The following is a 13,389-nucleotide window of genomic DNA, read 5'->3' as shown; positions in this document are numbered from 1 at the left end:
GAATCGTCAGGCGCGGCTGGAGATCTGCTGGACGCCCCAGGTGTTGCCGTCCGGGTCGGCGAAGAAGACGAAGCCGACGTTGTCCAGCGGATCCGGCACCGGCCGGGGGTTCTGACCCACCACCTGGATCTCACTCACCTCCACCCCACGTTCGACCAGCTCTTCGTGGGCCCGCTTCAGGTCGGGCACCACCAGTTGCAGGCCCTTGAGCGAGCCGGGCGGCATGTCCGCGACGACGCCCTTGCCGATCACGATCGAGCAGCCGGAGCCGGGCGGCGTCAGCTGGACGATGCGCGCCTCGTCGCTGATCACCGTGTCGTGATCGACAGTGAAGCCGAGCTGGTCGGCGTAGAACTTCTTCGCCCGCTCCACATCGGAGACCGGGACGATCACCACTTCGAGTGTCCAGTTCATGGGTGCTCTTTCTTTGTCGTCGTTGTCGAGTGCAGCAGGTCGGCCAGTCGGGTGAAGCTCTGCCCGACCCCCCGGGTCATCGGATAGCGCAACACGGTGTCCCGCCCCTTCGCGGTGGCGTAGAGCAGCGTGGTGGTGACAGTCGTTCGCCCGGCCAATTCCGTGAACTCGTGGCTGACCAGCGTCTCGCCCGGGTAGGACTGGTCGTCGAACAGCTCGGTGTAGACCAGACGGTGCGGTGGCTCGATCTGCCGGTAGACCCCTGCCTGGACCATCTGCGCGCCCTCCGAGCCCTGCGACACGAACCGCCACCGCCCGCCGACCCGCAGGTCGACGTCGCACGCCGTCAGCCTCCAGCCGCGCGCGCCGTACCACCGGACCAGCAGTTCGGGTCGGGTGAAGGCGGCGAACACCAGCTGTGCCGGTGCCTCGAACAGCCGACTCAGCACGATCTCCCGATCACCCGGGGTGTGGACGACGAGCGGATCGTCGACGTTGGTCAACCGCCCGTTCCGTTCGGTCTGGCGGGCCGACGCTCGGTGCCGGTCCGGTCGACGGACTGGAGTTCGTCGAGCAGTACGTCGAGGCGTTGGTAGCTCTCCGCCCAGTAGTCGCGGTAGTCGGCGAGCCAGGCCGTCGCCTCCCGCAGCGGTCGGGCCTCCAGGCGGCAGGGTCGGCGCTGGGCGTCCCGCCCCCGGCTGACGAGACCAGCGCGTTCCAGCACCCTGAGGTGCTTGGAGATGGCCGGCTGGCTCATCGCGAAGGGTGCCGCCAGCTCCGTCACGGTCGCCTCCCCGGCCGCGAGCCGGGCGAGGATGGCCCGCCGGGTCGGGTCGGCCAGCGCCGCGAAGGTCGCATCCAACAACTCCGTGTCCGCCACCTATAACCTCCTGGTTTAATAACCAGTTGGTTTGTATCGTGGATGGGCGTCTTCGTCAAGCACCCCGACAGCACGGAAGGCCCCGGCGAACCGCCAGGGCCTTCCGTGGGAACCGGGTGCGTCAGCAGGCGTACGCCTCCAGGCGCTGGGCCCGCTCCGGGTCGCGCAGCTTCAGCAGCGTCACCTTCTCGATCTGCCGGATCCGCTCCCGGGACAGGCCGAACTCCCGGCCGACCTCGTCCAGGGTGCGCTGGCGGCCGTCGTCCAGGCCGAACCGGAGGCGGATGACCGCCTGTTCCCGCTGGGACAGGGTGGAGAGCACGATGCTGACCTCGTTGCGCAGCTCGCCCTGGGCGGCGGCGTCGCCCGGCTCGGTACGCGGATCCACCGAGGCCACGAAGTCGCCGAGCGCGCTCTCACCGTCGTCGCCCACGGCCTGGTCCAGGCTGACCGGTTCCCGGTCGTAGGAGATCAGCTCGATGACCTGGATCTCGGGGATTTCCAATGCGCGGGCCACCTCGGCGACCGTCGGTTCGCGGCCCAGCGTCACCGCCAGTTCGCGGCGGGCCCGGACCATCCGGTTGACCTGCTCGACCATGTGCACGGGAATGCGGATGGTGCGGGCCTGGTCGGCCATGGCGCGGGTGATGGCCTGTCGGATCCACCAGGTGGCGTACGTGGAGAACTTGTAGCCCTTGGCGTAGTCGAACTTCTCCACGGCCCGGATCAGACCGAGGTTTCCCTCCTGAATCAGGTCGAGAAACGCCATGCCACGGCCGGTGTAGCGCTTGGCGATGCTGACCACCAGCCGCAGGTTCGCCTCCAACAGGTGGTCCTTGGCCGCCCGACCCTCGGCGACGATCAGCTCCAGGTCGGCGCGCAGCTCCGCGGAGACCGGGGTGCAGGTGGCCAGCTTCTCGCCGGCGAACAGGCCGGCCTCGATGCGCCGGGCCAGGTCGACCTCCTGCGCGGCGGTCAGCAGCTTCGTCCGGCCGATTCCGTTGAGGTAGGCCCGGACCAGGTCGGTGGAGATGCCGCGCTCGTCGGTGGCGTCCAGGTCGACGAGGGCCTCGGAGGCCCGGTCGGTGTCGGTCGTGGTGGCCGGGCGCGTCCGGTGTTCCGTCATCTGAAGGACCATCTCTGTCTCTCCCCGTTTCCACGTCGGTGCCGTGTTCCCGGCCCAGTGGTGCCGGTGTGAACAACAGCTTGGCGGGCGGGGCGTAAAACGGGAGTGAGGCGATCGGGCACCCGACAGGAATTGCGTCGGATCGCTGGTGCGGTGTGTCGTCGGAGTGTGTGGTTGCCCGCCCCGGCTACGTTGCGGACGGCCGGCCACCTCTGGTCGGTTGGAAACGACAGTTGGAGGACGGTGTGGTCTTCAAGCGGCTCATGAAGGCGATGGGCGTCGGTGGTCCGTCGGTGGAGACGGTGCTGGCCAACCCGAGCTGCCGCCCGGGCGGCCATTTGGAGGGTCGGATCCAGGTGCTGGGCGGCGACCACCAGGTCGACATCGACCACGTCGCCCTCGGCCTCGTCACCCGGGTCGAGGTGGAGAGCGGCGACAACGACTACGACACCACTCAGGAGTTCCACCGCCAGCAGGTCACCGGCGCGTTCCGGCTGGAGCCGGGGCAGCGCTACGACCTCCCGTTCCGCTTCGACGTGCCGTGGGAGACACCGGTCACCGAGCTGTACGGGCAGCACCTGCACGGGATGACGATGGGTCTGCGTACCGAGTTGGAGGTCGCTCGCGCGGTCGACAAGGGTGACCTCGACGCCGTGTCGGTGCACCCGCTGCCGGCGCAGGAGCGACTGCTGGACGCGCTGCTGCGGCTGGGCTTCCGGTTCGCGCGCGCCGATGTGGAGCGTGGCCACATCTACGGCGTACGCCAGAGGTTGCCGTTCTACCAGGAGATCGAGTTCAGCCCGGCGCCGCAGTACGCCCGCTCGATCAACCAGTTGGAGGTCACCTTCATCGCGGACGCGCAGCAGATGCAGGTGGTGCTGGAGGTCGACAAGCGCGGCGGTGTCTTCACCGAGGGCAGGGACGCCTTCGGCCGGTTCACTGTCGACCACGCCACCGCCGACCGCACCGACTGGACCGCCGAACTCGACAACTGGCTCCGCCAGTCGCTAACCCGTCGAGGCCTCTTCTCCTAACCCCACCCACCCCACCGGACTCCCCGTCCGTTGATCATGAAGTTGTTGCCCGCCGCCCCGGCGTGTCGTGGCGATAACTTTGTGATCAACAGAGGCGGGGGTGGGGTTAGAGGTCTAGGAGGAGGGTTTGGGGTCCTACGTTGGTGCTTTCCACGAGCATGTGGGTGCGGAAGCGACCGGTCTCGACCTTCGCACCGCGTTCGCGTAGGGCGTCGACCACCGCTGTCACCAGTGGCTCGGCGACCTCGGCGGGGGCGGCGGCGGTCCAGCTCGGTCGGCGGCCCTTGCGGGTGTCGCCGTAGAGGGTGAACTGGCTGACCACCAGGATCGGCGCGCCGGTGTCGGCGGCGGACCGCTCACCGTCCAGGATGCGCACCTCGTGCACCTTGCGGGCCATCGTCTGAGCGGTGTCCGCGGTGTCGGTGTGGGTCACCCCGAGCAACACCAGCAGGCCGCTCTCGATGGCGCCGACCACCTCGCCGTCCACCGTCACGCTGGCCCGCCCAACGGTCTGCACCACCGCTCGCATCAGGCGCTCACCGGCTCGATGAAGCCGCGCTCCACCAGGTGCGCCACGATCGGGCCGGCGGCCTCGGCCATCTCGTCGGGCTCGACGTCGTGCGCGGCGGCCAGCAGGGCGAGCTGGTCACGCAGCGGCAGCCGGCCGTCGGCGCCACCGACCAGCGCCAGCACCAGCGGGTCGATCTCCTCGGTCCAGCGCAGGCCGTGCGGCATCGCGAGGACCTGCCGGTCCACCCCCCAGCCCTCGTCGCCCATGGTGGCCTCCTGTCGCAGTTGGAGGCCCTCGGCGGCCCGGTAGCGCTCGGCGAGCAACGCCTCGGTGTCGCGTACCCGGAGAAAGTCCTGGCGGTCGAACCAGGCGGCGACCCGGTCGCCCAGCGGTGGCTGCACCCGCTGGCGCAGATCTTCCACCCGGACCACCGGGTCGGCGTGCCCACTCCGACGCAGTGACACGATGCCGAAGCCGATGCCCTCCACCTTGTGCGCGTCGAACCAGTCCAGCCAGGCGGCCATCCGTTGCGGGTCGGCGGTCTCGCCGACGTCGGTGAGCCACAGGTCGACGTACGCCATCGGGTCGGCCACCTCGCGCTGGATCACCCAGGCGTCCAGGCCGGTCCCGGCGAACCAGCCAGCCACCCGCTCGTCCCACTCCTCGCCCGCGACGTGCACCCAGTTCGCCAGGTACTGCATGGTGCCGCCCTCGGTGAGCAGGCCCGGGGCGGCGGCGGCCAGTTCGGCGCCGATCGCGTCACCGACCCGGCCGGAGTCGCGGTACACGTGCGTGGTCGTACCCGGGCCGACCACGAACGGTGGGTTGCTCACCACCAGGTCGAACCGCCGACCGGCCACCGGGGCGACCAGGTCGCCGCGGAGCAGCTCCCAGTCCTGACCGTTGAGGGCGGCGGTGGTCGCGGCGAAGCGCAGCGCCCGCTCGGAGAGGTCGGTGGCGGTCACCGACCTGGCGTGGGTGCCCAGGTGCAGGGCCTGGATGCCGGAGCCGGTGCCCAGGTCCAGCGCGGTGTCGACCGGCCGGCGCATGGTCGCGCCGATCAGGGTGTGGGTTGCCCCGCCGACGCCGAGGACGTGCTCGGCGTGCAACGGACGACCCGGGCGGGCGCTGGCCGGCACGTCGGCGAGCACCCACCAGTCCTCGCCGTACGGCTCCAGGTCGACGCCGGCACGCAGGCCGGCGCCGTACCGCTCGACCAGCCCGCCCGCGAGGGCCTCGGCCAGGCTCAGCGGCGCCAGCGCGGCGGTCACCGCCGCCTCCGACTCGGTCTGGGCGCAGATGAACAGCCGGATCAGGGTGCCGAGCGGGTCGCCGTCCTCGGTGGCGCGCAGCGCGGCCCGGTAGTCGTTGCGGGCGACCGCCGCGGTCGCCTGGGCGCCCAGCCGCTCGGCGATGCCGTGGCTGGTGAACCCGTTCTGGGTCAGCGCGGCCCGCAGCGCGTCGACACCGGCGGGGGAGAGCAGCATGTCGTGTTCGTCCACCCCGACATCCTGCCTGCCGTCGCGGAGGAAGCCAGCATCACCCGCGAGATTCGACCCCCACGCCCGGCAGCCTCGGCTGCGCACCGGTCGGGGCCGAGGGCGCGCCGGGCACCGCCACGACCAGGGCCGGCGGTACGACTGTCGCCAGCCCCCGACGCGCGGCCAACCGGTCGACGACCAGGGCGTACGCCGACAGGGCCAACACGTCGACGACGATGACCTGCCACGGGGCGTCGGCCATCGTCTCGTCGGCGCTGAGCCCGCCGAACGCCGCCGCCAGGGTGAAGGCGAACAGATTGTTCACCACGTGCAGCGCGATCGCGGCCTCGAGCCCGCCGGTTCGCACCGTCAGCCAGCCGAACAACACGCCCATGAAGGCCAGGTCCAGGAAACCCCAGCCGCTGCCCCAACCGTGCGCGGCGGCGAAGAGCACCGCCTGGAGGGCGATCCCGGGCCAGGGCGTGCGCAGGTACGCGCCGACGGCCTGCAACAGCCAGCCGCGGAAGGCGTACTCCTCCGCGGCGGCCTGGAACGGCACCAGCAGGAGGACCATCAGCAGCCCGGCGGCGAATTCCGGCAAACCCACCCACGTGTCCGGGGCGGGTATCGCGCTCTCGCCGGTCAGACTGAGCAGGAGTCCCGCGCCGACCAGCATGACGATGATCAGCGGTGTGGCGATCAGCAGGCAGCGGCCGAGCCAACTCCACCGCAGTCGGCCGAGCACCGAGGAGAGCGTGCCGGCGGGTCGGCGCTGCACGAGCCAGGCGGCGCCGAACAGCAGTGGGAGCAGCAGTGCCAGCGAGGCGATCAGCAGCGCGGTGTCCGGAATCGGGCCGAAGGTCGGCAGCCCGTCGGCGTCGTACGGGCGGTCGGTGAGCTCGGCCACGACGGCGGCGACGCCGAAGAGCAGGCAGACGATCACCAACGCCGAGACGACCAGCGCGACGGTGCCGACCAGAGGCCGCCACCAGCGGTGCCGCTCGGTGCGGCCGAGCCGGTGGTACGGGGAACCGGGCGGGGCGCTCCACAACATGGCGTCGAGCGTGGCATGCGGGCGCCACCTGCCCTGGACGATCGGAGCGTCGGTGTCCGTCCGGCTCGGTACGCCAGGCAGGATGGTCCGCATGACGCTTGTGCTGCCCATCGACCCGGAGGCCAACCGGCTGCTGGAGCGCAGCCCGCTGGCGCTGCTGCTCGGCATGGTCTTGGACCAACAGATTCCGATGGAGAAGGCGTTCTCCTCGCCGTACGTGCTTCAGCAGCGGCTCGGTCATGAGCTGGACGCGGCGGAGCTGGCCGGGTACGACCCGGAGGCCCTGGTCGCGCTCTTCGCCCAGCCGCCCGCGTTGCACCGGTTTCCCAAGGCCATGGCGGCCCGGGTGCAGGAGGTCTGCCAGGTGCTGGTGGAGCGGTACGACGGTGACGCGACGCTGCTCTGGGCCGAGGTCGCCGACGGACCGGAACTGCTGCGCCGGGTCTCCGCGCTGCCCGGCTTCGGCAAGCAGAAGGCACAGATCTTCGTGGCCCTGCTCGGCAAGCGGTTCGGGGTGACCCCGCAGGACTGGCGGAAGGCGGCCGGAGACTACGGCGACCCGGGCGCGTACCGGTCGGTGGCCGACGTCACCGACGCCGATTCGCTGCGTCGGGTGCGGGAGTTCAAGCAGCAGATGAAGGCGGCTGCCAAGGCGAAGACCGCCGGCGGCTGACCGACCGGCCTGGTGCGGGGCGGTCTGCTCAGGCGGCGGTGGGGTGCGCCAGCGAGGCCAGCGCGCGTCGGACGTCGGCCAGCGAAACGGTCGCCGAGTCGTCGAGGTCGGCCAGGCCGGCCTCGATCCACTGGCGCATCAGCGTGGTGACCCCGATGCCCCGCGCGTCGGCGGCGGCGCGAACCCGCTCGTAGGTGTCCAGTGGCAGCCGCACCGAGCGGCTCACCATCGGCACGTCGCTGTCGGGGGTGGGTAGCTCCGCCGCCGGGCTCTCGTCGATCAGCTCGGCGATTCGCTCGCCGCCACCGTGGAACTGCTTGGTCGCGTCGTTACGGTGCATCGTCACGGCCTCCTCATCTACCGAGATCTCCGCACGGCCTCGTCGTAGCGCTTGGACTCGACGTCGCTCAACTCGCGGGCGGAGAGAATGTCCCAGTCGTTGTCGGTGCCATCGGCCTCGGCGAGCAGAATCGCCAGCCTGCGGCCCCGGCGGGCGGCGGCGTAGACCACCATCACGTCGTCACCCAGATGACGGATGACCCGTCGGGCGCTGTGCAGCGCTTCCCAGACTTCCCCGGGTGTGACGTCGTAGACCCTCAGGTTGGCCAACGCCTCGTCGGTGAAGCTGAACCTGCTGCCCACATCGCGGAGCGTACCACGCGCGTAACACGCGGCGGGATGAGTCGAAGTTCGCTGATCACGGACCTGCGGTGACAGGATGAGGCGTAACCCCCTCGAGGAGGTCCATGGTGAAGCGTCAGGCGTACCAGCCGATTCTGATCACCGACGCCTCGCGCAGCCAGGACGATCAGCTCAACAGTCGCCAGCGCCGCTATGTCCTGATGATGGGCATCCGGGTGCTGTGCATCATCGTCGGCGCGATCCTGGTCGGTGCGAACGCCCCACTGCTCTGGCTCTGGCTGCCTCTGTGCGGCCTCGGCATGGTGCTCATCCCCTGGCTGGCCGTGCTGCTGGCCAACGACCGGCCGCCGAAGGAAGAGCACCGGCTGGCCAACCGGTTCCACCCCCGCCAACAGGACGACACCCCGCCGATGAGCCTCACCGCCGAGGAGCGCCCACACAAGGTCATCGACGTCGAACCCTGACCCGCGAACGGGCCAGGGTTCGAGCAGTCGGGGCTGTGGCCGGGTGACGGCCGCTACGCCTGTGGCCGAGCCCCGGCGGTGGAGACGGCAAGCGCGCCCAGGTCGGTGGCGCGGCTCAGTGCCGCGGTCGGGGTGGCTCCGGCGAGCCACGCGGTGAGCAGACCGGCCGCGAACGCGTCGCCAGCGCCCGTGACGTCCACCACCGCCACCCTGCTGGCCGGAGCCACGCAGACCGGCGTGGTGCGGTCCACCCAGACCGCGCCGGCCGCGCCGCGCTTCACCACCACCCGCCGAGCCGTCGCCGACAGCACCCGCCCCTGCGCCGCCGGGTCCAGGCCGCCGGCCAGCACCGTGGCCTCGTCCGCGTTGACCAGGAGCAGGTCGATGTCCCGTACCCAACTCAGGAACGCCGCCGCGCCGACCCGCCGCAACGGCGCCGCGGAGGCCGCGTCGACGCTGATGGTCAGCCCGCGCTCGCGGGCGGCGGCCAACGCCCGCAGCCCCGCGCCGCGCGACTCCGCGTCCAACAGGGTGTACGCGGACAGGTGCAGATGCCCAGCGTCGGGCGCCGCCGCGAGGGCCTGCTCGACGTGCGCGGCGCTCAGCCGCAGGTTCGCGCCCCGCTGGCTGACCATGGTGCGCTCGTCGTCGGCGGCCAACACGATGACAGTGCCGGTCGAGGCACCCTCGACCCGCTCGATGGCGCAGTCGACGCCCGCCCGCTCCAGCTCGGCCACCCGGTCCCGCCCGGCGTCGTCGTGACCGACGGCCCCGACGAGCGTGACGTCCACCCGCTGCGCGGCGATCCAGGCGGCGGTGTTGGCCGCCTGACCGCCGCCGCCGAGACTGATTGCCGCCCCGGTGTCCGAGCCGGCCGCGAGCGGCCCGGACAACACGGCGACCACGTCGGTGATCACGTCCCCGACGACGACCATCCGGGCCGGTCGGGTCATGCCGGGACGGCGGTGCCGCGGGCCACCGAGGCGACCGCGATCCGCGCGGCCAGGTCGGCGTTGCGCAGGATGATCCGCACGTTCACCGCCAGGCTCGCGCCCTCGGTGGCCGAGTGGAAGTGCGCGAGCAGGTACGGGGTGACGGCCTTTCCGGTGATCCCGTCCCGCTCCAGCAGGGCCAGGCCCTCGGTGAGCGTCCGGTCGTGCAGCTCCGGGTCGAGCTGCTCGTCGACCGGCAGCGGGTTGGCGATGAGCAGCCCGCCGGTGTGCACGGCGTGCTCGTCGCGGGCGGCGAGCACGGCGGCGACCTGCTCCGGCGAGTCCACCGACCAGTCCAGGTCGAAGCCGGCGTCGGTCAGGTAGAAGCCGGGGAACCGGCGGGTGCGGTAACCGACCACAGCGACCCCGAGGGTCTCCAGGCGCTCCAGCGTCGCGCCCACGTCGAGGATCGACTTGACTCCGGCGCAGACCACCGCGATCGGGGTCTGCGCCAGGGTGACCAGGTCCGCCGACTCGTCGAAGGTGTGCGCGGCCTCCCGGTGCACCCCGCCCAGCCCGCCCGTGGCGAACACGCCGATGCCGGCGGCTGCGGCCACCGCGCTGGTAGCGGCCACCGTGGTCGCCCCGTCCGCGCCGGTCGCGGCGGCCACAGCGAGGTCGCGGACGGAGAGCTTGGTCACGCCGTCGACGGTGGCCAGCCGGGTCAGCTGGGCGTCGTCCAGGCCGACCACCAGCTTGCCGGCGATCATGCCGATCGTCGCCGGAACGGCCCCGGCGTCCCGAACCGTCCGCTCGATCTCCCTGGCCACGCGCAGGTTCTCCGGTCGGGGCAGACCGTGCGAGACGATGGTGCTCTCCAGGGCGACGACGGGCCGGCCGTCGCGCAGCGCTTCGGCGACCTCGGTGCCGTAGCTGATGTGAAAGTCAGTCACACGGGCACCGTACGGGGTGGAGCCTCGGCCGGCCTCAAGTGGACCCGGCCGTGATGACCTGCCAAACTTGTCGGTTGGAGGTGCAGACGTGAGCACAGAGGTTCTCGAGCGTCCGGAGCTGAAGGACGCCGATACCGGTCCCGAGATGTTCCATTACGTCCGCAAGGAGAAGATCGCCGAGAGCGCCGTCATGGGCACTTTCGTCGTCGCTCTCTGCGGCGAGACCTTCCCGGTCACCAAGGCGGCCAAGCCGGGTTCACCGGTCTGCCCCAAGTGCAAGGAGATCTACGACTCGTACCGTGAGTGAACCTCGGCCGGTGCTCCGGCCGGCGACGTAGCCTGCGGCGGTGACCACCTCCACCGCCCTGCTCCTCGCCGACCTGACCGGGGTGGCGGTGTTCGCCGCGTCCGGGGCCTCGGCGGCGGTGGCCAAGCGACTGGACCTGTTCGGCGTCGCGTTCGTCGGCTTCGTGGCCGCCCTCGGCGGTGGGATCTTCCGGGACCTGGTCATCGACGAGGTGCCGCCGCTGGCCTTCGCCGACTGGCGGTACGTCGCCACCGCCGCGATCACCGCACTCGCCGTCTTCTGGCTGCACCCGCAACTGGCCCGACTGCGCACCACAGTGCTGGTGCTGGACGCGGCCGGCCTGGCGCTGTTCACAGTCACCGGCACGCTCAAGGCGCTCGACGCCCGGGTACCGGCGGTCGGCGCCTGCCTGATCGGCATGCTCACCGCGATCGGCGGCGGGCTCGGCCGCGACCTGCTCACCGCCGAGATCCCGGTCGTGCTGCGCCGGGAGATCTATGCGCTGGCCGCGCTGGCCGGTTCGATCCTGGTGGTGCTCCTGTACGTCACCGGGCAGACCGGCCCCGCGCCGCTCACCGCAGCCGCCGTCCTGGTCTTCGGGCTACGCCTGATCGCGCTGCGTCGACGCTGGTCCGCGCCGGTGGCCACACTGCGCCCGCCGCGCGCCGAAGGGGCGGATCCACGCACCGACCGCGAGTGGTGAGACGGTCGGGCCGCTGTTCGTTTGGGTGCGGGATTGTGACCAGCGTGGCGTCGCCTGGGCCCGACGGCCCGTGCTGGTTATGCTGAGTCGGCCTTCGCGGCAGCTTCTGCGCGGAGGCGTTTTCATGGGCGGCGGATCCTCGTGGCCCTCGCCCGGGGTCCGCCATCGTGCGGTCGGAGAGGAGCTTCGCGTGGCAGCCCGGACGCCGGTGCTCGAGACGTTCCCGGCGCTACGCGCCTGGCAGCGCAAGGCCCTGGTGGAGTACCTGCGTCGCCGCAGTGAGGACTTCACCGCGGTCGCCACGCCCGGCGCCGGCAAGACCACCTTCGCCCTGCGGATCGCGGCCGAGCTGCTCGGTGACGGCACCATCGAGGCGGTCACCGTGGTCGCGCCGACCGAGCACCTGAAGAACCAGTGGTCTGACGCCGCGGCCCGGGTGGGCATCCAACTCGACGCCGCCTTCCGCAACGCCGACCTGCACTCCGCGGCCGACTTCCACGGCGCTGTGGTCACCTACGCGCAGGTGGGGATGGCCCCGCAGGTGCACCGGCGACGCACCATGACCCGACGGACCCTGGTCATCCTCGACGAGATCCACCACGCCGGCGACTCCCGGTCCTGGGGCGACGGGGTGAAGAACGCCTTCGAACCCGCCGTACGCCGGCTGATGCTCACCGGGACACCGTTCCGCTCCGACGACAACCCGATCCCGTTCGTCAGCTACGAGCGGGGCGGGGACGGGCTGCTGCGCTCCCGCGCCGACTCGGTGTACGGCTACTCCGACGCGCTGCGCGACGGCGTGGTCCGGCCGGTGCTCTTCCTGGCGTACTCCGGGGAGACCCGCTGGCGTACCAACGCGGGGGAGGAGCTGGCGGCCCGGCTGGGCGAGCCGATGACCCAGGACCTGGTGGCGCAGGCCTGGCGTACCGCCCTGGACCCCGCCGGCGACTGGATGCCGCAGGTGCTGCGGGCCGCCGACGCCCGACTCACAGTGCTGCGCAACGCGGGCATGGCCGACGCCGGTGGTCTGATCATCGCCACCGACCAGCAGACCGCCCGCTCGTACGCCAAGCTGATCGAGCAGGTGACCGGCGAGAAGGCCGCCGTGGTGCTCTCCGACGACCAGGGCGCGTCCGCCCGGATCGCGACGTTCGCGGCGTCCGACCAGCGGTGGTTGGTAGCGGTGCGGATGGTGTCCGAGGGGGTCGACATCCCGCGACTGGCGGTCGGGGTCTACGCCACCAGCGCCAGCACGCCGCTCTACTTCGCTCAGGCGATCGGCCGGTTCGTGCGGGCCCGCCGGTCCGGGGAGACCGCGTCGGTGTTCCTGCCCAGCGTGCCGCACCTGCTCGGGTTGGCCAGCGAGATGGAAACCGAGCGCGACCACGTACTCGGTAAACCCAAGGAAGCCGACGGTTTCGACGACGACCTGTTGGAACGCGCGCAGCGCGACGACCAGGCCAGCGGGGAACTGGAGAAGCGGTTCGCGGCGCTCTCGGCCACCGCCGAGCTGGACCAGGTGATCTTCGACGGCGCGTCGTTCGGCACCGCGGCCCAGGCCGGGACCCCCGAGGAAGAGGAATACCTTGGCCTGCCCGGTCTGCTCACCGCCGACCAGGTCTCGCTGCTGCTGACCAAGCGACAGGCCGCACAGTTGGCCGCCCAACGCCGTCGTACGGCCGACGGGGCCGCTCAGCCGGCCGCTGCGGCCACGGCAGCGCCACCCGCACCCATGAGCGCCGCCCAGCGTCGCGTGGCGCTCCGGCGCCAACTGAACGCTCTGGTGGCCGCCCGACACCACCGCACCGGCCAACCGCACGGCAAGATCCATGCCGAGCTGCGCCGGCTCTGCGGTGGCCCGCCGAGCGCCCAGGCCACCATCGAGCAGCTTGAGGAACGCATCGCCACAGTGCAGACCCTCTAGACCCGCCCGGCCGTGGGCGGGCTGCGCCGTGTCGGCCGTGTAGACGATCAGGTCCGGCTTCATCGCCACCGCCCGGCCGTGCCTGGTGTCGCCGTTGGTCGTGCCTGGTGTCGCCGTTGGTCGTGCGTGGTGTCAGCGGCCGGTCGTGCTTGGTGTCGCCGTTGGTCGTGCGTGGTGTCAGCGGCCGGTCGTGCCTGGTGTCGCCGTTGGTCGTGCGTGGTGTCAGCGGCCGGTCGTGCCTGGTGTCGCCGTTGGTCGTGCGTGGTGTCAGCGGCCGGCCGTGCTTGGTGT

At 71.4% G+C, this 13,389-nt stretch carries 17 protein-coding genes; 6 read left to right on the top strand and 11 right to left on the bottom strand.

The window, feature by feature from the left end:
• Window positions 1-6: 6 nt before the first annotated feature.
• From AB0C19_RS11085 to sigB, 4 genes are all read right to left on the bottom strand, one after another.
• Window positions 7-414, bottom strand: a complete 408-nt coding sequence (locus tag AB0C19_RS11085) for a VOC family protein (RefSeq protein WP_357182789.1) — start codon at window positions 412-414, stop codon at window positions 7-9.
• Window positions 411-917, bottom strand: coding sequence for an SRPBCC domain-containing protein (locus AB0C19_RS11080; protein ID WP_357182786.1), 507 nt, complete (start codon window positions 915-917; stop codon window positions 411-413). The genes AB0C19_RS11085 and AB0C19_RS11080 overlap by 4 nt, the downstream gene beginning before the upstream one ends.
• Window positions 914-1,294: a metalloregulator ArsR/SmtB family transcription factor gene (locus AB0C19_RS11075; protein ID WP_357182784.1), complete on the bottom strand. Its 381-nt coding sequence runs from the start codon at window positions 1,292-1,294 to the stop codon at window positions 914-916. Before AB0C19_RS11075 ends, AB0C19_RS11080 begins: the two co-directional genes overlap by 4 nt.
• 121 nt (window positions 1,295-1,415) lie before the next feature.
• Window positions 1,416-2,420 carry an RNA polymerase sigma factor SigB gene (sigB, locus tag AB0C19_RS11070; RefSeq protein ID WP_357182781.1) on the bottom strand — a complete coding sequence of 335 codons (1,005 nt, stop codon included), beginning with the start codon at window positions 2,418-2,420 and terminating at the stop codon, window positions 1,416-1,418.
• 245 nt (window positions 2,421-2,665) lie between these two features.
• On the opposite strand from sigB, the gene AB0C19_RS11065 reads away from it, so the two are divergent.
• A complete protein-coding gene (locus AB0C19_RS11065) occupies window positions 2,666-3,454 on the top strand; it encodes a sporulation protein (RefSeq protein ID WP_357183152.1) in 789 nt (262 codons plus the stop codon).
• 106 nt (window positions 3,455-3,560) lie between these two features.
• Here AB0C19_RS11065 and dtd read toward each other — a convergent pair whose 3' ends face one another.
• From dtd to AB0C19_RS11050, 3 genes are read right to left on the bottom strand one after another with little or no spacing between them, the layout of a single operon-like run.
• Window positions 3,561-3,983 (bottom strand): D-aminoacyl-tRNA deacylase, encoded by a 423-nt coding sequence (dtd, locus tag AB0C19_RS11060; RefSeq protein WP_357182778.1) that lies wholly within the window; start codon window positions 3,981-3,983, stop codon window positions 3,561-3,563.
• Entirely contained in the window at window positions 3,983-5,467 is a 1,485-nt protein-coding gene (locus tag AB0C19_RS11055) for a methyltransferase (RefSeq protein WP_357182775.1), read from the bottom strand. The genes dtd and AB0C19_RS11055 overlap by 1 nt, the downstream gene beginning before the upstream one ends.
• Before the next feature lie 37 nt (window positions 5,468-5,504).
• Window positions 5,505-6,593 (bottom strand): CPBP family intramembrane glutamic endopeptidase, encoded by a 1,089-nt coding sequence (locus AB0C19_RS11050; RefSeq protein WP_357182772.1) that lies wholly within the window; start codon window positions 6,591-6,593, stop codon window positions 5,505-5,507.
• Between AB0C19_RS11050 and AB0C19_RS11045 the strand changes: the two genes are divergently transcribed.
• Entirely contained in the window at window positions 6,583-7,173 is a 591-nt protein-coding gene (locus AB0C19_RS11045; protein WP_357182769.1) for an HhH-GPD-type base excision DNA repair protein, read from the top strand. The genes AB0C19_RS11050 and AB0C19_RS11045 overlap by 11 nt on opposite strands.
• A gap of 28 nt (window positions 7,174-7,201) precedes the next feature.
• On the opposite strand, the gene AB0C19_RS11040 is transcribed toward AB0C19_RS11045, so the two are convergent.
• Both AB0C19_RS11040 and AB0C19_RS11035 read right to left on the bottom strand, forming a co-directional pair.
• The gene (locus AB0C19_RS11040; protein ID WP_124858894.1) at window positions 7,202-7,513 is read right to left on the bottom strand and encodes a hypothetical protein; all 312 of its coding nucleotides are present in this window, start codon (window positions 7,511-7,513) and stop codon (window positions 7,202-7,204) included.
• A 17-nt stretch (window positions 7,514-7,530) separates the two neighbouring features.
• Window positions 7,531-7,815, bottom strand: a complete 285-nt coding sequence (locus AB0C19_RS11035; protein WP_357182766.1) for a hypothetical protein — start codon at window positions 7,813-7,815, stop codon at window positions 7,531-7,533.
• Window positions 7,816-7,919: 104 nt separating this feature from the next.
• Here AB0C19_RS11035 and AB0C19_RS11030 point away from each other — a divergent pair, with 104 nt between their 5' ends.
• Window positions 7,920-8,279, top strand: a complete 360-nt coding sequence (locus AB0C19_RS11030) for a DUF3099 domain-containing protein (protein WP_030337423.1) — start codon at window positions 7,920-7,922, stop codon at window positions 8,277-8,279.
• Between the two features lie 53 nt (window positions 8,280-8,332).
• On the opposite strand, the gene AB0C19_RS11025 is transcribed toward AB0C19_RS11030, so the two are convergent.
• Together AB0C19_RS11025 and AB0C19_RS11020 are read right to left on the bottom strand one after the other, a co-directional pair.
• Window positions 8,333-9,232, bottom strand: a complete 900-nt coding sequence (locus AB0C19_RS11025; RefSeq protein WP_357182764.1) for a PfkB family carbohydrate kinase — start codon at window positions 9,230-9,232, stop codon at window positions 8,333-8,335.
• A complete protein-coding gene (locus tag AB0C19_RS11020) occupies window positions 9,229-10,164 on the bottom strand; it encodes a pseudouridine-5'-phosphate glycosidase (protein WP_357182761.1) in 936 nt (311 codons plus the stop codon). The genes AB0C19_RS11025 and AB0C19_RS11020 overlap by 4 nt, the downstream gene beginning before the upstream one ends.
• Window positions 10,165-10,252: 88 nt before the next feature.
• Here AB0C19_RS11020 and AB0C19_RS11015 point away from each other — a divergent pair, with 88 nt between their 5' ends.
• The 3 genes from AB0C19_RS11015 (at window position 10,253) to AB0C19_RS11005 (ending at window position 13,098) form a co-directional block, all read left to right on the top strand.
• Complete coding sequence (locus tag AB0C19_RS11015) at window positions 10,253-10,471, top strand: DUF3039 domain-containing protein (RefSeq protein WP_007456912.1); 219 nt, start codon at window positions 10,253-10,255, stop codon at window positions 10,469-10,471.
• A 40-nt stretch (window positions 10,472-10,511) separates the two neighbouring features.
• Window positions 10,512-11,174 carry a trimeric intracellular cation channel family protein gene (locus AB0C19_RS11010; protein WP_357182758.1) on the top strand — a complete coding sequence of 221 codons (663 nt, stop codon included), beginning with the start codon at window positions 10,512-10,514 and terminating at the stop codon, window positions 11,172-11,174.
• A 190-nt stretch (window positions 11,175-11,364) separates the two neighbouring features.
• Window positions 11,365-13,098, top strand: a complete 1,734-nt coding sequence (locus AB0C19_RS11005; protein WP_357182753.1) for a DEAD/DEAH box helicase — start codon at window positions 11,365-11,367, stop codon at window positions 13,096-13,098.
• Window positions 13,099-13,389 lie beyond the last annotated feature (291 nt).

Source organism: Micromonospora sp. NPDC048842 (assembly GCF_040649935.1).
GTDB lineage: Bacteria > Actinomycetota > Actinomycetes > Mycobacteriales > Micromonosporaceae > Micromonospora > Micromonospora hortensis.
Note: the sequence above shows the minus strand (reverse complement) of the source record. Positions and strands in the feature narration are given on the sequence as shown.